At 70.2% G+C, this 18,311-nt stretch carries 16 protein-coding genes; 8 read left to right on the top strand and 8 right to left on the bottom strand.

The genetic code is table 11. The annotated features are described in order from the left end of the window. Positions 1–19: 19 nt before the first annotated feature. From ACTWQI_RS29085 to ACTWQI_RS29075, 3 genes are all read left to right on the top strand, one after another. The gene (locus tag ACTWQI_RS29085; protein ID WP_443274979.1) at positions 20–1,633 is read left to right on the top strand and encodes an N-acyl-D-amino-acid deacylase family protein; all 1,614 of its coding nucleotides are present in this window, start codon (positions 20–22) and stop codon (positions 1,631–1,633) included. Between the two features lie 97 nt (positions 1,634–1,730). Further along, on the top strand, positions 1,731–2,942 hold the full coding sequence (locus tag ACTWQI_RS29080; protein WP_443274974.1) for a pyridoxal phosphate-dependent aminotransferase: 1,212 nt from the start codon (positions 1,731–1,733) through the stop codon (positions 2,940–2,942). A 199-nt stretch (positions 2,943–3,141) separates the two neighbouring features. Further along, a complete protein-coding gene (locus ACTWQI_RS29075; RefSeq protein ID WP_443274972.1) occupies positions 3,142–3,603 on the top strand; it encodes an SCO4983 family protein in 462 nt (153 codons plus the stop codon). 103 nt (positions 3,604–3,706) lie between these two features. On the opposite strand, the gene ACTWQI_RS29070 is transcribed toward ACTWQI_RS29075, so the two are convergent. Beyond that, a complete protein-coding gene (locus ACTWQI_RS29070; RefSeq protein ID WP_443274971.1) occupies positions 3,707–5,569 on the bottom strand; it encodes a phosphoenolpyruvate carboxykinase (GTP) in 1,863 nt (620 codons plus the stop codon). A gap of 264 nt (positions 5,570–5,833) precedes the next feature. Here ACTWQI_RS29070 and trhA point away from each other — a divergent pair, with 264 nt between their 5' ends. Beyond that, positions 5,834–6,568 (top strand): PAQR family membrane homeostasis protein TrhA, encoded by a 735-nt coding sequence (gene trhA, locus ACTWQI_RS29065; protein WP_443274969.1) that lies wholly within the window; start codon positions 5,834–5,836, stop codon positions 6,566–6,568. A gap of 138 nt (positions 6,569–6,706) precedes the next feature. Next, positions 6,707–7,339, top strand: a complete 633-nt coding sequence (locus ACTWQI_RS29060; RefSeq protein WP_443274967.1) for a TetR/AcrR family transcriptional regulator — start codon at positions 6,707–6,709, stop codon at positions 7,337–7,339. Positions 7,340–7,371: 32 nt separating this feature from the next. Here ACTWQI_RS29060 and ACTWQI_RS29055 read toward each other — a convergent pair whose 3' ends face one another. Genes ACTWQI_RS29055 through ACTWQI_RS29045 form a run of 3 tightly spaced genes read right to left on the bottom strand, consistent with a single transcriptional unit; the run spans position 7,372 to position 10,292 of the window. After that, the gene (locus ACTWQI_RS29055) at positions 7,372–9,516 is read right to left on the bottom strand and encodes a thioredoxin domain-containing protein (RefSeq protein ID WP_443274965.1); all 2,145 of its coding nucleotides are present in this window, start codon (positions 9,514–9,516) and stop codon (positions 7,372–7,374) included. 49 nt (positions 9,517–9,565) lie between these two features. Continuing rightward, entirely contained in the window at positions 9,566–10,015 is a 450-nt protein-coding gene (locus ACTWQI_RS29050; RefSeq protein WP_443274964.1) for a PIN domain-containing protein, read from the bottom strand. Then, the gene (locus ACTWQI_RS29045) at positions 10,008–10,292 is read right to left on the bottom strand and encodes a type II toxin-antitoxin system Phd/YefM family antitoxin (protein WP_443274962.1); all 285 of its coding nucleotides are present in this window, start codon (positions 10,290–10,292) and stop codon (positions 10,008–10,010) included. Before ACTWQI_RS29045 ends, ACTWQI_RS29050 begins: the two co-directional genes overlap by 8 nt. A 192-nt stretch (positions 10,293–10,484) precedes the next feature. On the opposite strand from ACTWQI_RS29045, the gene ACTWQI_RS29040 reads away from it, so the two are divergent. Next, on the top strand, positions 10,485–13,805 hold the full coding sequence (locus tag ACTWQI_RS29040) for a tetratricopeptide repeat protein (protein ID WP_443274960.1): 3,321 nt from the start codon (positions 10,485–10,487) through the stop codon (positions 13,803–13,805). Between the two features lie 67 nt (positions 13,806–13,872). Here the strand turns inward: ACTWQI_RS29040 and ACTWQI_RS29035 are convergent, their stop codons facing one another. Then, positions 13,873–14,088: a hypothetical protein gene (locus ACTWQI_RS29035; protein ID WP_443274958.1), complete on the bottom strand. Its 216-nt coding sequence runs from the start codon at positions 14,086–14,088 to the stop codon at positions 13,873–13,875. Positions 14,089–14,092: 4 nt separating this feature from the next. Continuing rightward, on the bottom strand, positions 14,093–14,944 hold the full coding sequence (gene mca / locus ACTWQI_RS29030) for a mycothiol conjugate amidase Mca (RefSeq protein ID WP_443274977.1): 852 nt from the start codon (positions 14,942–14,944) through the stop codon (positions 14,093–14,095). A 171-nt stretch (positions 14,945–15,115) separates the two neighbouring features. On the opposite strand from mca, the gene ACTWQI_RS29025 reads away from it, so the two are divergent. Both ACTWQI_RS29025 and greA read left to right on the top strand, forming a co-directional pair. Beyond that, positions 15,116–15,550, top strand: coding sequence for a DUF4307 domain-containing protein (locus ACTWQI_RS29025; RefSeq protein ID WP_443274957.1), 435 nt, complete (start codon positions 15,116–15,118; stop codon positions 15,548–15,550). Positions 15,551–15,739: 189 nt separating this feature from the next. Continuing rightward, positions 15,740–16,237, top strand: coding sequence for a transcription elongation factor GreA (greA, locus tag ACTWQI_RS29020; RefSeq protein ID WP_443274955.1), 498 nt, complete (start codon positions 15,740–15,742; stop codon positions 16,235–16,237). Between the two features lie 75 nt (positions 16,238–16,312). Here the strand turns inward: greA and ACTWQI_RS29015 are convergent, their stop codons facing one another. Beyond that, positions 16,313–17,176: an ABC transporter permease gene (locus ACTWQI_RS29015; protein WP_443274953.1), complete on the bottom strand. Its 864-nt coding sequence runs from the start codon at positions 17,174–17,176 to the stop codon at positions 16,313–16,315. After that, positions 17,173–18,213, bottom strand: coding sequence for an ATP-binding cassette domain-containing protein (locus ACTWQI_RS29010; protein ID WP_443274951.1), 1,041 nt, complete (start codon positions 18,211–18,213; stop codon positions 17,173–17,175). Before ACTWQI_RS29010 ends, ACTWQI_RS29015 begins: the two co-directional genes overlap by 4 nt. Between the last annotated feature and the right edge of the window lie 98 nt (positions 18,214–18,311).

Below are 18,311 nucleotides of genomic sequence, written 5' to 3'. Positions count from 1 at the left end.
CAGACAAGGAGTCGCAGACATGGAGCTGGTCATCCGGGACGCCCGGGTCATCGACGGAACGGGCGGCCCCTCGTACCGCGCGGACGTCGCCGTCGACGCCGGTCGGATCGCCTCCATCGCGCGCGAGGGCGAGGACCGGCCGGCGGCCCGCCGCGTCGTCGAGGCCGACGGCCTCGCCCTCTCCCCCGGCTTCATCGACATGCACGCGCACAGCGATCTCGCCCTCCTCCGCGACCCCGGTCACGAGGCGAAGGTCGCCCAGGGCGTGACCCTGGAGGTCATCGGCCAGGACGGCCTCTCCTACGCCCCCGTCGACGACCGCAGCCTCACCGAGATCCGCACGCAGATCACCGGCTGGAACGGCGACGGCTCCGACATCGACTTCACCTGGCGGACGGTCGACGAGTACCTCGACCGCCTGGACCGCGGCTTCGACGGCCACGGCATCGCCGTCAACGCCGCCTATCTCGTCCCTCAGGGCACGGTCCGGATGCTCGCCGTCGGCTGGGACGACCGCCCCGCCACCACCGCCGAACTCGACCACATGAAGCGGCTCGTGGCCGACGGGCTGGAGCAGGGCGCCGTCGGACTGTCGTCCGGCCTCACCTACACCCCCGGCATGTACGCCTCCGACGCCGAACTCACCGAGCTGTGCGAGGTCGTGGCGTCCTACGGCGGCTACTACTGCCCGCACCACCGCTCGTACGGCGCGGGTGCCCTCCAGGCGTACGAGGAGATGGTCGCCCTCACCCGGGACGCCGGGTGCGCCCTCCATCTCGCCCACGCCACCATGAACTTCGGCGTGAACAAGGGGCGCGCGCCCGAGCTGCTCACGCTCCTCGACAAGGCCCTGGCCGACGGTGCCGACATCACCCTCGATACGTATCCCTATCTCCCGGGCTGTACGACGCTCGTGGCGCTGCTGCCGAGCTGGGCGAGCGAAGGCGGCCCCGACGCCGTGCTCCGTCGCCTCCGCGACGACGCCGACGCCGAGCGCATCCGGTACGCCATGGAGGTCGAGGGCTCGGACGGCTGCCACGGCGTGCCCGTCGAGTGGGAGACCATCGAGATCTCCGGCGTGGCGAACCCCGCCCTGGCCGACTGCGTCGGCAAGACCATCGCCCGCAGCGCAGCCGAGCGTGGCGAGCCCCCGTTCGTCACCGCTCGCCGACTCCTGATCGAGGACCGGCTCGGGTCGACGATCCTCCAGCACGTCGGCCACGAGGAGAACGTCCAGACGATCATGAAACACCGGGTCCACACCGGCGGCAGCGACGGCATCCTGCACGGCGACAAGCCGCACCCGCGCGCGTACGGCACCTTCCCCGAGTACCTCGGGAAGTACGTCCGCGAGCTCGGCGTCCTCAGTCTGGAGGAATGCGTGGCGCATCTCACGTCCCGCCCGGCGGCCCGGCTGCGGCTGCCCGACCGGGGCCTGGTACGGGAGGGACACCGCGCCGACCTCGTTCTCTTCGATCCGGAGACCGTCGCGGCCGGCTCCACATTCGAAGCCCCGAGGACGCTTCCGACCGGTATTCCGTACGTCTTCATCGATGGCCGCTTTGTCATCGAAGACGGGCGGCGGACCGACGTTCTGGCCGGCCGGTCGGTGCGGCGATCACCTGTGGGCTGAGCGCCAAAGATCCACGACGGGTGCCGGCGCCGCCCGGGACGTCCACGTGGCGAAAACCATCGCGCCGAGCGGGTGGCGGGCCCTTAAGGTGTCGGACATGCAGGTGATCCAGTCAACCAAGCTCGCCAATGTCTGCTACGAGATCCGTGGTCCGGTGCTCGAGGAGGCAATGCGGCTGGAGGCGGCGGGTCACCGCATCCTCAAGCTCAACACCGGCAACCCGGCGGCGTTCGGTTTCGAGTGCCCGCCGGAGATCCTCGAGGACATGCTGCGCTCGCTCGCCGACGCGCACGGCTACGGCGACGCCAAGGGCCTGCTCGCGGCCCGCCGCGCGGTGATGCAGCACTACCAGACCCAGGGCATTGAGCTCGACGTCGAGGACGTCTACCTGGGCAACGGTGTCTCCGAACTGATCCAGATGTCGATGCAGGCGCTGCTCGACGACGGTGACGAGGTGCTGATCCCCGCACCCGACTACCCGCTGTGGACGGCCTCGGTCTCGCTCGCGGGCGGCACCGCCGTGCACTACCGGTGCGACGAACAGGCCGACTGGATGCCGGACCTGGCGGACATCGAGCGCAAGGTCACCGACCGCACCAAGGCCATCGTCGTCATCAACCCGAACAACCCGACGGGGGCGGTGTACGACGACGAACTGCTGCGCGGCATCACCGACATCGCCCGCCGCCACCGGCTGATCGTCTGCTCCGACGAGATCTACGACAAGATCCTCTACGACGGGGCCACACACACCTCGACCTCCGCCATCGCCCCGGACCTGCTGACGCTGACCTTCAACGGCCTGTCGAAGGCGTACCGGGTGGCGGGCTACCGCAGCGGCTGGCTGGCGGTCTGCGGCCCCAAGGAGCACGCCGCCAGCTACATCGAAGGGCTGACGATCCTGGCCAATATGCGGCTGTGCGCCAACATGCCCGCACAGCACGCGGTGGCCGCGGCACTCGGCGGCCGGCAGTCGATCAAGGATCTGGTGCTGCCGGGCGGGCGGCTGCTGGAGCAACGCGACGTCGCGTACGGGCTGCTCACGCAGATACCGGGGGTGACGTGCGTGAAGCCGAAGGGGGCGATCTACGCCTTCCCGCGGCTGGACCCGAAGGTCTACAAGATCAAGGACGACCGGGAGATGGTCCTCGATCTGCTGCGCGCCGAGAAGATCATGATCGTCCACGGGACGGGCTTCAACTGGCCGGATCCGGACCACTTCCGCCTGGTCACGCTGCCACACAAGGAGGACCTGGAGGACGCGGTGACCCGAATCGGGCAGTTCCTGGACGGCTACGGACAGCCGTAGCGCTCGCGTCGGCGGCCTTGGTTCCGCCGCCGTACGGCGGGCCTTCCCGTCCGCCCGCGCACTTTCCTCCAACTTCCCGTTGCGGGGCACGACGTCCGTCGTGCCCCGCAATGCGTTGGCCGCCGAAGGTATCGGGATCCAGCTAAACTTTAGACACGGTCTAAGGTAGGATGGACTCCTAACCGCGCTGGAGGCCACCATGTACGAACCGATCCGCACCAAGTCGGTCCACACCATGGCCGAGCCGGGGTACCCGCACCGCTCCCGTGAGGAAGAGCTGGACATCCAGCTCGCCGGGCACCTGGCCGCGCTGCTGGCCGTGACCGACGAGCTGCGCCCGCTCACCGCCGATGCCGACGACGATCTCGGCCAGGCGGCCGACCGGATATCCGAGCAGGTCGCTCGGCTGCGGAAGGGGCCGCGCCCCGTCCGCTCGAGCACCGCGGCCCCGTCGACCGCCCCGGTGCAGCGCCGCTCCGCTGCGGGCCGTGAGGGGCGGGCCGAGGCGCTGCACCGGCGGGCACACGCCCTGGCCGGCCGGGCGCTGGTCGTCGCCGCGTCCCGCGCGGACACCACCGCCGCGATCCTCGCGGCGCAGCGGATGGACGCCCACGCCGCCGCCCTCGACGCATCGGCCTCCCCGGCGCTCGCCGCCCACTGACGGCCCTGGGCCGCGTAGCGCAACGTCACGCGACCCAGGCGCCACAGGCGTGGAAACGGCCTACAGGCCCTGGGGCCTGTAGGCCGTGCGCAAGCCGGCGGAGTCAGCCGAGCCGTTCCACGAGGGCGTGGTACTCGTCCCACAGCTCCTTCGGCGTGTGGTCTCCGAAGGTGTTGAGGTGCTCGGGCACCAGCGCGGCCTCCTCACGCCACACGCCCTTGTCGACGGTGAGCAGGAACTCGAGACCGTCGTCGTCGAGGTCGAGACCGTCGGTGTCGAGGGACTCCTTCGTCGGGAGCACGCCGATCGAGGTCTCGACGCCCTCCGCCGTGCCATTCAGACGCTCGACGATCCACTTCAGCACGCGGCTGTTCTCGCCGAAGCCCGGCCAGACGAACCGGCCGTCGACGTCCTTGCGGAACCAGTTCACGTAGTAGATCTTCGGCAGCTTCGCCTGGTCCCCCTTGGCGGTCGCAGCCTTGCCCACCTCGACCCAATGACCCATGTAGTCACCCATGTTGTAGCCGCAGAACGGCAGCATGGCGAACGGGTCGCGGCGCAGCTCGCCGACCTTGCCCTCGGCGGCAGCGGTCTTCTCCGAGGCGACGTTCGCACCGAGGAAGACGCCGTGCTGCCAGCTGAAGGACTCGGTCACCAACGGCACGGCCGAGGCGCGGCGGCCGCCGAAGAGGATCGCCGAGATCGGCACGCCCTTCGGGTCCTCCCACTCCGGCGCGATGGTCGGGCACTGCGCGGCCGGGACGGTGAAGCGGGCGTTGGGGTGGGCCGCCGGCGTCTCGCTCTCCGGTGTCCAGTCGTTGCCCTTCCAGTCCGTCAGGTGCGCGGGCGTCTCCTCGGTCATGCCCTCCCACCACACGTCGCCGTCGTCGGTGAGCGCGACGTTGGTGAAGACAGAGTTCCCCCAGAGGGTCTTCATGGCGTTGGCGTTGGTGTGCTCACCGGTACCCGGCGCGACGCCGAAGAAGCCGGCCTCGGGGTTGATCGCGTAGAGGCGGCCATCCGCACCGAAGCGCATCCAGGCGATGTCGTCGCCGATGGTCTCCACCGTCCAGCCGGGGATCGTCGGCTCGAGCATCGCGAGGTTGGTCTTGCCGCAGGCGGAGGGGAAGGCGGCGGCGACGTACTTGGCCTCGCCCTGCGGCGGGGTGAGCTTGAGGATCAGCATGTGCTCGGCGAGCCAGCCCTCGTCGCGGGCCATCACCGAGGCGATGCGCAGCGCGTAACACTTCTTGCCCAGCAGCGCATTGCCGCCGTAGCCGGAGCCGTACGACCAGATCTCGCGGGTCTCCGGGAAGTGCGAGATGTACTTGGTGCCGTTGCAGGGCCAGGGCACATCGGCCTGGCCGGGCTCGAGGGGGGCGCCCACGGAGTGCACGGCTTTGACGAAGAAGCCGTCCTCGCCCAGCTCGTCGAGAACGGCCTGCCCCATGCGGGTCATCGTGCGCATGGCGGTGGCGACGTACGCGGAGTCGGTGATCTCGACGCCGATCGCGGACAGCGGCGAGCCCAGCGGTCCCATGCAGAACGGCACGACGTACATCGTGCGACCGCGCATCGACCCGCGGAAGATTCCCCCACTGCCTTCGGCGTGGGTGGTACCCCCAGCTCCCCCGGTGAAGATCTTGCGCATCTCGTCGGGGTGCATCCAGTGGTTCGTCGGGCCCGCATCCTCCTCCTTCTCGGAGCAGATGAAGGTGCGGTCCTCGACTCGCGCCACATCCCTCGGGTCGGAGGCGGCGTAGTACGAGTTGGGGCGCTTGATCGGGTCGAGTTTCCTGAACGTGCCCTTCGCGACGAGCTCCCCGCACAGGCGCTCGTACTCCGCCTCCGAGCCGTCACACCAGACGATCTGGTCGGGCTGGGTGAGGGCGGCGATCTCATCGACCCAGGAGATGAGCTCCTGGTGGCTGGTGAGGGTGGTGGGAGCCGCATTGCTGCGCGCCACGATCGCTCCGTTCCGCGCCGGGACCACGCCGCCCCGGCGTCAGATGTTGAGGGTTTGATGGACATCTCCGTGCCAGATGTCCGTTTATGAAGGTAGTTGCCCCGTGGGGGCTGCGACCCGGACGCTTCGTGACCGCTCATCCGGTGCCGACCGCACTCATTTGATCCTCCGACCCGGGAAGAAATCTGTCCAGTGGGCAGTCCCGTGAGCATCACCACTCGATGCCCGCACGTAACCTACGGTTCCGTAGGTAGCATGACGGCCATGACTGCCGCCCCGCCCGACTCCGCCCCCGACGCAGCGTCCGACGACCAGCCCTCAGCAGAGCCGCCCTCCGGCACACGCACGCGCACCCTGCCGACCCCCGTCAAGCCGCGGTTGCGCGGCTGGCTGCACGCCGGGATGTTCCCGGCCGCGCTGATCTCCGGCATCTTTCTCACCGCGCTCGCCGACAGCACCCGGGGCCGTATCGCCTGCGCCATCTACACGCTGACGGCCTGCCTGCTCTTCGGCGTCAGCGCGCTCTACCACCGCGGCAATTGGAGCCCCGGGGTCACGGCAGTGCTGCGGCGGCTCGACCACGCCAATATCTTCTTGATCATCGCGGGCACCTACACCCCGTTCACGATCCTGCTCATCCCGGACGGGAGGGGGCAGCTGCTCCTCTGGGCGATATGGGCGGCCGCGCTGTTCGGGATCGCCTTCCGGGTCTTCTGGGTCGGGGCGCCGCGCTGGCTGTACACCCCCTGCTACATCGCGATGGGCTGGGCGGCCGTCTTCTTCCTCCCCGACTTCATGCACAAGGGCGGCATCGCGGTGCTGGTCTGCGTGATCGTCGGTGGCGTTCTCTACAGCGCGGGCGGCCTGGTCTACGGCATCAAGCGGCCGAATCCGTCACCGCGGTGGTTCGGCTTCCACGAGGTGTTCCACTCCTTCACCTTGGCGGCCTTCGTCGTGCACTACGTCGGGGTCTCCCTGGTCGCCTACCAGCACGCCTGACCGGAGCGGCGCGGCGCCCCCGGCGCTCCTTCGCCGCTCTCCCCTCACGGCTCTCCTTCGCAGCTCTCTCCGACGGCTCTCCCCCGCAGCCGTCCTGCCCCGCCCGACCCATGGCCGGGCGGGAGCCGATGCCTGACAATGACCGCCATGGCCCCCGTACGACCCCGCACCCCCGACGCGCCCGGCCCCCGGCTCGGACTGCGCGAACGGAAGAAGATCAAGACCCGGCAGGCGATTCGCCGGGCCGCCTACCGGCTCTTCGAGGAGCAGGGGTACGACGCCACGCCCGTCGAGCGGATCGCCGAGGCCGCGGAGGTCTCCCCCAGCACGGTCTTCCGCTACTTCCCGTCCAAGGAAGACATCGTCCTGACCGATGAGTACGACGCGCTGCTGGAGGCCGAGCTGCGGCGGCGCCCCGCGGGTGAGCCGCCCCTGGAGTCCATCCGGCAGGTCGTGCTCGAGACCCGGCGCCATGTCCTGGATCAGGACCGGGAGGAGATCGGCCTCCGCGCGGGACTGGCCCTCGGCGTCCCGGCGATCCGGGCCCGCATGGCGGAGAGCAACGCGGCCACTGCGCACATGCTCTGCCGCGTACTGGCCGAACGCACCGGCCGACCGGCGGACGACCTGGAACTGCGGGTCTTCGCCGCCTCGGTGCTCGCCTCCCTTCAGGAGACGGTCCTCCACTGGGCCGCACGCGGGCAGGTCGAGGACCTCGCGGAGCTGATCGACCGCACCCTGGACACCCTCTCCCGCGGGCTCACCCTCTGACCGCTGCGTGGCATCCCGTGGCACCGACCCCCTCAGCCCACCCAGCCGCCCACCTTCTCGGCCAGTACTGACGGGTCGGCGGTCGGTGCGTCGCAGGTGAAGTCGCGGCACACATACGCGGCCGGGCGGCCGTCCAGCAGCGAGCGGTCGCGCAGCAGCGGTACGTACTCGGCGTCGCCGCCGCCCGGCTCACCGAGCGCGACGACCGCACCCGGCGCCATGCCCAGCAGTGCCGTCCGGTGCAGGTCGGCGGTGGCCGGGTCGCCCTGCGGACCGATCACCGCCACCTCGCGCGGGCCGTCCAGCGCCGCTTCGGCGACCGCCAGACCCCAGCCGATGAAGCGGGGCGCGCGCGAGCCGAGCGCCGTGACCACGCCCAGCGCCCGCTCGGCGGCCTCACGGTGGCGTGCACTGCCGGTGCAGCCGGCATACGTGAGGAGCGCTCCGGCGGCGGCCGTCCAGCCTGCGGGGGCGGCGTTGTCGGTCGGGTCCTGCGGCCGCCGGATCAGCACCTCGCCGTCGTCGGCGGTGTCGTACAACGTGCCGTCCTCGCCGGTGAAGTGGCGCAGCACCGTGTCGAGCAGCAGCCCCGCGAACTCGACCCAGACGCCCTCCCCGGTCACCGACGACAGCGCAAGGAAGCCCTCGGCGACGTCGGCGTAGTCCTCCAGCACTCCGGAGTGGCCGCCCGGGGTGCCGGCGAGCGAGGTGCGGGAGAGGCGGCCGCTGGGGTCCATGTGGACGCGGACCAGCAGATCCGCCGCGTCCAGGGCGGCCTCGACGAGGTCGGGGCGTTCGAAGTAGGCGCCGCATTCGGCGAGAGCCGCGATGACCAGGCCGTTCCAGGCGGTGACGATCTTGTCGTCGCGGCCGGGGCGCGGCCGCTCCTCACGGGCGGCCAGCAGCCGCCTCCTGATCGACTCGATGCGGGCACCTTCGTCCCGTCCGTCGTCCGTCACCTGCGGGCCGACGGCGTCCGGAGACGTGTCCGGTGGGACGTCCATCGCACTGCCCGTACCGTCTCCCTTCCCGGAGAGCTGGAGCACCGAGGCGCCCTCCTCGAATGTGCCCTCCTCCGTCACGCCGAAATGCGCGGCCGCCAGGCGAGCGTCCTCCGCGCCGAGGACCGCGCGCAACTGCTCGGGCGTCCAGACGTAATACGCACCCTCGACGTGCTTGCCGGTACCGGCCTCCTCCCCCTCGAACACGGGGCTGTCGGCGTCCAGCGCGGAGGCGAAACCGCCCTCCGCCGTGCGCAGTTCACGGACCATGAAGTCGGCCGTCTCCAGCGCCACCCGGCGGGCGAGCCCGGACCCGGTGGCCCGCCACAGATGCGCGTACACCCGGCACAGCAACGCGTTGTCGTAGAGCATCTTCTCGAAGTGCGGAACGGTCCATGTGCGGTCCACGGCGTAGCGGGCGAAGCCCCCGCCGAGCTGGTCGTAGATGCCGCCGCGGGCCATCGCCTCACAGGTGTCACGCGCCATCTGCAGCGCGCCCTCCGAGCCGGTGCGGGCGTGGTGGCGCAGCAGGAACTCCACCGCCATGGACGGCGGGAACTTCGGCGCGCCGCCGAATCCGCCGTGCGCGGCGTCGTACTCGCGGGTGAGGGCCAGCAGCGCGGCGTGCAGGTCCTCCTCGGCGGGCGGCCGGGGACCTGCGGCGCCCAGAGTCAGGGCGCGGGAGGACAGCTCACGGACGATTTTTCCGGCGACCTCCCCGACCTCGTCGCGACGATCGGCCCAGGCGGCCCTGACGCCCTCCAGGATCTGGCGGAAGGACGGCATACCGAGGCGCGGCTCGGGCGGGAAGTACGTGCCGAAGTAGAACGGCTCGGCCTCCGGGGTGAGAAAGACGGTCATGGGCCAGCCGCCCTGCCCGGTGGCGGCCTGCACCGCCTCCATGTAGACGGCATCGACGTCCGGCCGCTCCTCGCGGTCCACCTTCACGGGCACGAAGTGATCATTGAGATACGCGGCGACCTCGGCGTCCTCGAACGACTCGTGAGCCATCACATGACACCAATGGCACGAGGAGTAGCCGACGCTGAGCAACACCGGCTTATCGCGCCGCCGCGCCTCGTCGAAGGCTTCCCCGGTCCAGGGCCACCAGTCGACCGGGTTGTCGGCGTGCTGGAGGAGGTACGGAGATTGTGCATCGGCCAATCGGTTCGCCATGCCTCCAGCCTAGGCCCGCCCCTTCTTCGCGGTGCCGCCACAGCTCGGCTCAGAGGTCGTCGGGCAGAAGCCGGAAGGCGTCGTGTCCGGTCAGGGGCCGCATCATGCGGAAGTGCCGGTCGGTGGTGAACATGGCCGCCGTCTGGAAGGCCGCGGCAAGCGCAACGTTCATCGCGTCCGTCAGGCCCACGCCCTTGCCCCCCTCTGCGTCCTGGTATCCGCGCATGATCGCTATGGCCGTGTTCAGATGCGGGGCGGTGTTCGGGACCTCGAAGCGGCGGGCATCCGCCTGCCGGGCGATGAATTCCATTGCGGTTGTGGCTGCCCTGGCGCCCCTGCGCTCGCTGATCAAATAGTCCAGCTCCGCGAGGACCATCGGGGAGACGACCAGGTGGCCGATGCTCTCCAGCGCCTTGCGGTGCTCGAGGTGACGCGCTTCCTTCGGGGCGAGGAGGCGGTACAAGGCATTCGTATCTGCGATCGCGACCGGCTCAGTCATCGAGGCCGCCCATTCGTCGAAGCGTGTCCTCGATCTCGTCGTCAGTCAGGGCCGGAAGGTCCAGATCGGGCAGTTCGATCGGCCCCATGGGGTCGGTGCGGAAGGGGTATACCGGGGCGTGCTGCTGCCCGTACGGCTCGATACGCATTATCGGCTGGCCGTTCTTGGTGACGATGACGACCATGCCGCCCTCGACTCGCTCTGCGATCCTCGACGGCTGGTTCAGCTCACGCAGCGGCACCGTCACGGTTCCGGGTGTATCCGAGTCTCTGCTCATACTTGGACCGTACCACGCCGTACCACGGACGCAAGGTGTGGGCACTCACTACCCATGCTCGAACGACCTGGCGGACACGCTCGCAAGCCCAAAGGCCCGGAGTCGGACCCGAGTTATCCACAGGGCTGACGGAAATCTCGTAGAAGCGAAAGACTTGGCACACGGAACGATCGCTGCTGGAGGGGGAGGTCCATGCCGGGCTCACCGGCGGTCCTGCGGGACGGCCATCGGGCGGAAGCGGAGCGGCTGTTGGAGCGCGCCGTCGAGGAGGAGGTGCGCCGCTCGGGAGGGCGCACCGACGCGGCCGTACTGCTGGCGCGGGCGCGCGGCGCGCTGGATGAGATGGCGGCGAGCGCCGCCGAGGAGTACGGGGCGTACGTGCGCGCGGCGGACGAGTCTGCGGCGGCCCGGCGGCCGCTGGGCGAGCGGCTGTCGCGGGAGGCACTGGGCACGCCGGCCCTGGTGACGGCCGTCGCGGCGGTGGCGGCCTGCGCCGCCGACCTCGGGTTCGGCACCACGACGGACACGGCCTTGGGGGCGGGCGCCGTGGTGGCGGTCGCGGGGGCCGCGGCCGCGGTGCTGGGGCTCACGGCAGGTCACTGGCCGTCGGCGCACCGTCATGCGGCGCTGCGGAACCAGCCGGGCGGCCCGGAGCAGTTGAGACTCCAGTGGCTGACGGCGCTGGAGGTGCGGGGCATCCGGCCCTTCCTCGATCAGCAGCGGATGCTGGCCGCGGCGACGCGCCGCAGCGGGCGGACGACCGGGGCGGCCGGGTCCAGGGGCGCGAGCGGCTCCGCGGGCGGTTCGGGGACGGGTCCGCGGCTGCGGGGCGGGGACAAGAGTGCGGCGGCCCGCCGGCGGACCGTGCTGCAGCAGTCGTTCGGCCATCTGCCGGAAGCGGACGGCCCGTTCGTCGGGCGGCGGCCACAACTGCTGCAGGTCGCCCAGTGGGTGCACGCCTCCCGGGCGAGCACGGAGACGAAACCGACCGTCGTGGTGCTGCACGGGGCGCCGGGATCCGGTCGCACCACGCTGGCCGTGCGCGCCGCGCACCATCTGAAGGATCAGTTCCGCGGGGCGTGCGTGGTGGACCTGCGGGGCGACAGCCCCGGGGAGCCGCCGCTGTCGACCCGGGACGCGCTGCTGCATCTGCTGAACCGGCTCGGCGCGCCCCGCGAGCAGTTGTTGTTCCGGGAGCGGTCCACGTCGGAGCAGCAGCTCAAGCGGCTCAGCGAGCTGTATCACCAGCATCTGACCGGGCTGCCCGTCACGGTCGTCCTCGACGACGCGTCCGGCCCCGAGCAGGTGCGGGCGCTGCTGCCGGAGCGTTCGGACAGCCTGTTGCTCGTCACGGCACGGGGCCCGCTCGATCTGCCGCCGAACCTTCCGGCGCGGGTCCACCAGCTGCCCGTCGAGCCGCTGGCGGCGGCGGGGGCGGAGGAGCTTCTGCAGGGTGTCGCGGAGCAGTCGACGAGTCCTTACGACCTGGAGGCGGGCGACCGGATACGGGAGTTGTGCGGCGGGCTGCCGCTGGCCCTGCGCATCGCCGGGTCGTCGCTGGGGGCCCGCACACCGCATGGCCTCGCCGCCGACCTGGAAGGGGTCGCCCATGCCGACAGGCCAGGGGAATACGGCCCGATGGCTCCGGTCGAGCGTGCCCTGAATCTGCGCTACGCGGACCAGTCCGAGAGCGCCCGCAGGCTGCTGCGCCGGCTCTCGCTCGCGGGCCGCGCGAGCCTGGGTGCGGCGGCGGCTGCCGCGCTGCTGGCCACCGATGAGCAGGAGGCGGGCCGGCTGCTCGCGGCGCTGGCTCGGGCCGGGCTGATCGAACACGTCCGGGGCAGCCGGTACCGTCTGCACGACGTGGTGCGGGCTTTCGCGCAGTCCCGGCTGCTCGACGAGGAGGAGCCGGACGAGCGCTCGGCGGCGCAGGAGCGGTTGATCCGCAGCTATGCCGAGCTGGCGGACTCGGTGATCCGCCTGGTCGACGGGAAGACGTCGACCCGCGCGGACATGGTGTCCAAGAGTCCGGCCGGCTCGCACGGCTTCAGCTCGCTCGACGCCGCGCTGCGCTGGCTGGACGACGAGTCGAGCTTCATCACGGCCGAGCTGCGGCACGCGGAGGACGTGGACCAGTCGGCGGTGCTGCACCTGCTGGGCGCGCTGTGTGACTACTGCCTGCTGCGCGGTGACCTCTATCGACTGGGCGAGCTGAGCGAGCTGACGAAGGCCGCCGACCGTGGGCTGCTGGTGCGGTCGGTGCAGTGGCGCACGGGCGTCGCGGCCCGCCAGCTCGGCGAGCTGGACAAGGCCCGTACGACGCTGTCGTCGGTGGTGGACCTGTATGTCGAGGCGCAGCATCCGGCCGGTGCCGCCCGGGCGCTGCGTGATCTGGGCATCACCCTGCACCACCAGGGCCATCTGCCGGAGGCGGCGGCCAAGCTGCGCGAGGCGCTGCAGATGCAGGCCGGTGACGATCTGCGCGGGGACCGGGCCTGGACGCTGCACGCGCTGGGGGCGGTGGAGCGCGACCGGGGGCAGATAGCCGAGGCGCTGGAGCTGTTGCGGACTGCCCTGGAGCTGCACCGCGTCAGTGAGAGCCTGCACGGCCAGGCGTGGGCCCATTTCCAGCTCGGCCAGGTGTACTTGCGGATGGGCGAGGTGGCGGATGCGGAGGCCGAACTGCGCCAGGCGTTGGACCAGTACGGCAGCACGCGGGACGGGCGCGGCGAGGCATGGGCTCTGACGCAGCTGGCCCGGGCCCGGCTGGTGGACGGTGACCCGGCCGAGGCGGTCGATGAGCTGCAGCCGGCCCTGTCACGGCATCGGGACAACGAGGACGCGCGCGGTGAGGCCTGGACGCGGTACTACCTGGGCCAGGCGCTGGAGGAGCGCAGTGAGCACGATGCGGCGGTGCGTGAACTGGAGCGGTCCCGCACGATGTTCAGCCGGATGCGGGACGTGTACGGGCTGGCCTGCGCCCGGCACCACTCCGCTCGGGTCACCCGCGACCAGCGGGCGGCCCGGACCGGGTCGTTGCGCAACAGCGGCTTCGCACGTCAGTTGCTGCAGGACGCCCGGCAGGACTTCCACCGGGTGGGCGTGGCGCACGGCGAGGCGTGGTCCTGCATAGAACTGGCGGTGATCGACGCGGGGAACGGCCGGGCCGTTCAGGCGCTGGAGCTGTGCGACGAAGCGGTGCGTCTGTTCACCTCGTACGGCGACCGGCGCGGGGAGGACTGGGCGCGCTTCCTTCGCTGCACGCTGCTGCCGTTCGCGTCGCCGGGTGGTTCGGTCGTCGGGACGGCGGTTGCTCAGGAGGAGCTGGCCGAGCTGCTGCGGGAGTCACATGATTCGCGGGACGGGAAGCTGGAGGACTGCGCGGAGGCATACGTGCTGATACTCGAGCGCGGCGTCGAGCCGGAGACCGGCTGGCAGGCGTGGCACCTCGGCATGACGCCCACCCGCCACTCCCGTGAGGTGATGGGGGTGGAGGTCCCCGCCTCCCACTAGGGGTCGCGCCGCATGCCGCCGGGCCGCCGCGCGACCGGGCGGCCGGGCGGCGCGGTGGACCGGCGGGTCAGTCGCGCTTCGGCTCGGTCGACTCGGCCGGAGCCTCGTCGAAGTCGATCTTCTTGAACTGCTTGTTCATGTTCTTCATCAGCAGCCAGACCGCCCCGCCGATCAGCGCGAAGACGATGAAGCCGAGGACGCCGGGCGTCACCTTGTTTTTGTCCAGCTCCTTGGCGAGAGGGACGAGCTGCGTCAAGGCGAGAGCGGTGGTCGGAAACGTCATGGGCTCAATTCTCGCGGATGCCCGCGAAGAGGTCGTCCTCGGGGAGGGATGTATCCACGAGCGACTTCACGAGCTCGTACTCCTCCGTCGGCCAGACCTCCTGCTGGATCTCCATCGGGACCCGGAACCAGCCGCCGTCGGGGTCGATCTGCGTGGCGTGGGCGAGCAGCGCCTTGTCGCGGATGGGATAGAACTCGGCGCACGGGACGTGCGTCGTCAGGGTGCGCTCGGTGCGCTGGAACTCCTTCCAGCGCTCCAGCCACTCCGCGTACGGGGACTCCATGCCCCGGGCCAGCAGCGCATCGTGGAGCGCCTGGGTGCGCGGCCGGTTGAAGCCCTGGTTGTAGTAGAGCTTCAGCGGCTGCCAGGGCTCCCCCGCCTCCGGATACTTCTCCGGGTCGCCGGCGGCGTCGAAGGCGACCATGGAGATCTTGTGGGTCATGATGTGGTCGGGGTGCGGGTATCCGCCGTTCTCGTCGTACGTGGTGATCACGTGCGGCCTGAACTCGCGGATCAGCTTCACCAGCGTGCCCGCCGCCTCGTCGATGTCCTGGAGTGCGAAGCACCCCTCGGGCAGCGGTGGCAGCGGATCGCCCTCCGGCAGACCGGAGTCGACATAGCCCAGCCAGGACTGCTTGACGCCCAGGATCTGGCGGGCCTCGTCCATCTCCTTGGCACGCACCTCGTGAATGTGCGCCTCGATATACGGATCGCCCTGCAGCTTGGGGTTGAGGATGGAGCCGCGCTCTCCCCCCGTGCAGGTGGCGACCAGCACGTCCACGCCGTCGGACACGTACTTGGCCATGGTCGCCGCGCCCTTGCTCGACTCGTCGTCGGGGTGGGCGTGGACGGCCATCAATCGAAGTTGCTCGGTCTCGCTCAAGGCTCGATCCTCAGGTCCTCATTCGCTGGAGATTCTCCGACGTCACTGCAAGCGGCCCCCTGTCCCCTTGGGAGAGGGTGCCTTCTATAGTGACCGAATCGAGGGGCCGTACATTCCACGGTCCGCATCGCGGGAGGAACGAGCATGACGGCCACGGGCGAGGGGCTACCCGCCGACCGCTACGGCCGTTCCTCCGCTGGCCTTCGGCATGGGGGATCCCAAGCCCGCGCCGACCGCACGCTGAAGATCGTCGGGGCGGTCCTGGGTGCCGGCCTGCTGGCAGTCGTGGCCTGGTCGGGTGTGTCGTACATCTCGGGCCAGAAGGTCAGCGGCGAGCTGATCAAGTTCAAGGTGGTCTCGGACACGGCGGTCGAAGCGCATCTGGAGGTCCGTAAGGACGCGGACACGGCCGGGGTGTGCACGCTGCGCGCACAGGCCGAGGACGGCGGCGAGGTGGGCCGGAAGGACATCCGGTTCGACGAGCGCGAGGGCCGGGTGGACAAGGTCGCGACGGTGGTTACCACCCGGCGCGCCACGGCGGTGGAGCTGATCGGTTGCACATCGGCGACTTCGGGTTGACACCTCGCGTCGCCCCCCGCTGACACACCCCCCGACACGCGCCTGACCTGCGTTGACGCGATCCTTACGGTTTCCGTCCTCCCCCTTCCCCAGCGGAATTGTTAGGCTCGTGGTTTCGCCCACCGGTGAAGGCGCAATCTTCCGGATAGGGCGATGCTTTGTATTTCCCAGCACCGACGAGGAGCACCTGTGACCCAGACCAGCGAGAACGTCACCTGGCTCACCCAGGAGGCGTACGACCAGCTCAAGGCCGAGCTGGATTACCTGTCGGGTCCCGCACGTACCGAGATCGCCAAGAAGATCGAGGCGGCCCGGGAAGAGGGTGACCTGCGGGAGAACGGCGGGTACCACGCCGCCAAGGAAGAACAGGGCAAGCAGGAGCTTCGCGTGCGCCAGCTGACCCAGCTGCTGCAGCACGCCAAGGTCGGCGAGGCCCCCGCAGACACCGGTGTGGTGGCCCCCGGCATGGTCGTGACCATCGCCTTCGACGGCGATCCGGACGACACCCTGACCTTCCTGCTGGCCTCCCGCGAGTACGCGAGCTCGGATATCGAGACCTACTCCCCCCAGTCGCCGCTGGGCAGCGGTGTGCTCGACAAGAAGGCGGGCGAGTACGCGGAGTACGAGCTGCCGAACGGCCGTACGGCCTCGGTGAAGATCCTCGAGGCCAAGCCCTACCAGGGCTGAGGGAACGCGATGGAGCCCCCGGCCGGGATGGCCGGGGGCTCAGCTGTGGTCCGACACTGCCAGAAGCAGTCCGAGTCAGCCGGCGGCTGAGCGGTACTTGCGCACCGCCAGGGTCCGGAAGATCACGATGATCAGCACCGACCAGAGGACCGACGCCAGCGCCGGGTGCTGCATGGGCCAGGCGTCGGGCACCGGGTAGGTCGACGGGAGGTTGCCGAACAGCTCGCGGCAGGCCTGCACCGTGGCGCTGAACGGGTTCCACTCGGCGATGTGCCGCAGGACGGTGGGCATGTTGTCGGCCGGCACGAAGGCGTTCGAGATGAACGTCAGTGGGAACAGCCAGATCAGCCCGCCCGATGTGGCCGCCTCCGGGCTCCGTACGGACAGGCCGATGAGCGCGCCGATCCAGGAGAAGGCGTATCCCAGCAGAAGCAGCAGCCCGAAGCCGGCCAGCGCCTTGAAGATGCCCTCATGGATCCGCCAGCCGACGATCACCGCGACGACGGCGAGCACGACGACGGTCAGCGCCGTCTGCACGAGGTCGGCGAGCGTCCGGCCGGTGAGGACCGCGCCCCGCGCCATCGGCAGGGAACGGAAGCGGTCGACGAGGCCCTTGTGCATGTCCTCCGCGATGCCCGCGCCCGCTCCCGCCGTGGCGAAGGTGACGGTCTGGGCGAAGATGCCCGCCATCAAGAACTGGCGGTAGGCCTCGGGGTCGAGACCGGCTCCCGGGACGTTGATCGAGCCGCCGAAGACGTAGCTGAACAGCACCACGAACATGATCGGCTGGATCAGCCCGAAGATGACCACTTCAGGGATCCGCAGCATCCGGATCAGGTTGCGCTTGGCGATGACCAGCGAGTCGTGGACCGACTGGACGAGGCCGCCGTGCGGCTGCGGTGCGGCGGCTCTGGGAGCCGCCTCGGTGACGGCACTCACTTGACGGCCTCCTGGGACGTGGTGTTCGTCTTGCTCTTGGTCCTGCCGACCGGCTTCCCGGCCGTGGGGACGTCCTCGGACGACTCTCCGTCCGCCGCCTCCGCGGCGTGTCCGGTGAGCGAGATGAAGACGTCGTCCAGGGTCGGCCGCCGCAGGCCGATGTCGTCGATCTCGATGCCGCGGGTGTCCAGCTCGCGGATGACCTCGGCGAGCAGCTTGGCGCCTCCGATGACGGGGACGGTGACCTTGCGGGTGTGCGGCTCGACGCTGGTCTCGCCCTTGCCGAAGCCGCGCAGGATCTCGGTGGTGTCCGACAGATGCTCGGGGTCGTGCACGACCACCTCGACGCGCTCGCCGCCCGTCTGGGACTTGAGCTGGTCGGAGGTGCCGCGGGCGATCACCCGGCCGTGGTCGATCACGCAGATGTCGTCGGCGAGGCGGTCCGCCTCTTCCAGGTACTGCGTGGTCAGCAGCAGCGTCGTGCCGCCGGCGACCAGCTCCTCAATGACCTCCCAGAGCGCCTGACGGTTCCGTGGGTCGAGGCCGGTGGTCGGCTCGTCCATGAACATCACCGGCGGGCTGACGACCAGCGCGGCCGCGAGGTCGAGTCGGCGGCGCATGCCGCCGGAGTACGTCTTCGCCGTACGGTCGGCGGCGTCGGAGAGGTTGAACCGCTCCAGCAGCTCGTCGGCGCGGACCTGCGCCTCGCGCGCCCGCATCTGGTAGAGCTGGCCGACCATCCGGAGGTTCTCACGTCCCGTGAGGTATTCGTCGACGGCGGCGAACTGCCCCGAGAGACCGATGGAACGGCGGACTTCGTTGGGTTGTCTGAGGACGTCGAGGCCCGCGACGACCGCCTTGCCGCTGTCGGGCTGCAGCAGCGTGGTGAGCACCCGGACCGCCGTGGTCTTGCCGGCGCCGTTCGGGCCGAGCAGTCCCAGTACGGTCCCTTCGGGCACGTCGAGGTCGACGCCGTCCAGAGCCCTCACGTCGCCGAAGGTCTTCACCAGACCTTCGGCGTAAATGGCGCCTGGCATTGAATTTCTCCCCGTGTGATGGGTGGTATGTCCCGCATTGAGCGCGGGATGAAGCCATGCCTGCGACTGTATCGCAGACGCGATACATCGCGATAGCC

It is taken from the genome of Streptomyces sp. KR80 (assembly GCF_052245555.1).
GTDB lineage: Bacteria > Actinomycetota > Actinomycetes > Streptomycetales > Streptomycetaceae > Streptomyces.
Note: the sequence above shows the minus strand (reverse complement) of the source record. Positions and strands in the feature narration are given on the sequence as shown.

Coding starts and splice junctions, on each gene's coding strand:
- ACTWQI_RS29085 (WP_443274979.1), top strand. CDS start 20: ATGGAGCTGGTCATCCGGGACGCCCGGGTCATCGACGGAACGGGCGGC.
- ACTWQI_RS29080 (WP_443274974.1), top strand. CDS start 1,731: ATGCAGGTGATCCAGTCAACCAAGCTCGCCAATGTCTGCTACGAGATC.
- ACTWQI_RS29075 (WP_443274972.1), top strand. CDS start 3,142: ATGTACGAACCGATCCGCACCAAGTCGGTCCACACCATGGCCGAGCCG.
- trhA (WP_443274969.1), top strand. CDS start 5,834: ATGACTGCCGCCCCGCCCGACTCCGCCCCCGACGCAGCGTCCGACGAC.
- ACTWQI_RS29060 (WP_443274967.1), top strand. CDS start 6,707: ATGACCGCCATGGCCCCCGTACGACCCCGCACCCCCGACGCGCCCGGC.
- ACTWQI_RS29055 (WP_443274965.1), bottom strand. CDS start 9,516: ATGGCGAACCGATTGGCCGATGCACAATCTCCGTACCTCCTCCAGCAC.
- ACTWQI_RS29050 (WP_443274964.1), bottom strand. CDS start 10,015: ATGACTGAGCCGGTCGCGATCGCAGATACGAATGCCTTGTACCGCCTC.
- ACTWQI_RS29045 (WP_443274962.1), bottom strand. CDS start 10,292: ATGAGCAGAGACTCGGATACACCCGGAACCGTGACGGTGCCGCTGCGT.
- ACTWQI_RS29040 (WP_443274960.1), top strand. CDS start 10,485: ATGCCGGGCTCACCGGCGGTCCTGCGGGACGGCCATCGGGCGGAAGCG.
- ACTWQI_RS29035 (WP_443274958.1), bottom strand. CDS start 14,088: ATGACGTTTCCGACCACCGCTCTCGCCTTGACGCAGCTCGTCCCTCTC.
- mca (WP_443274977.1), bottom strand. CDS start 14,944: ATGGCCGTCCACGCCCACCCCGACGACGAGTCGAGCAAGGGCGCGGCG.
- ACTWQI_RS29025 (WP_443274957.1), top strand. CDS start 15,116: ATGACGGCCACGGGCGAGGGGCTACCCGCCGACCGCTACGGCCGTTCC.
- ACTWQI_RS29010 (WP_443274951.1), bottom strand. CDS start 18,213: ATGCCAGGCGCCATTTACGCCGAAGGTCTGGTGAAGACCTTCGGCGAC.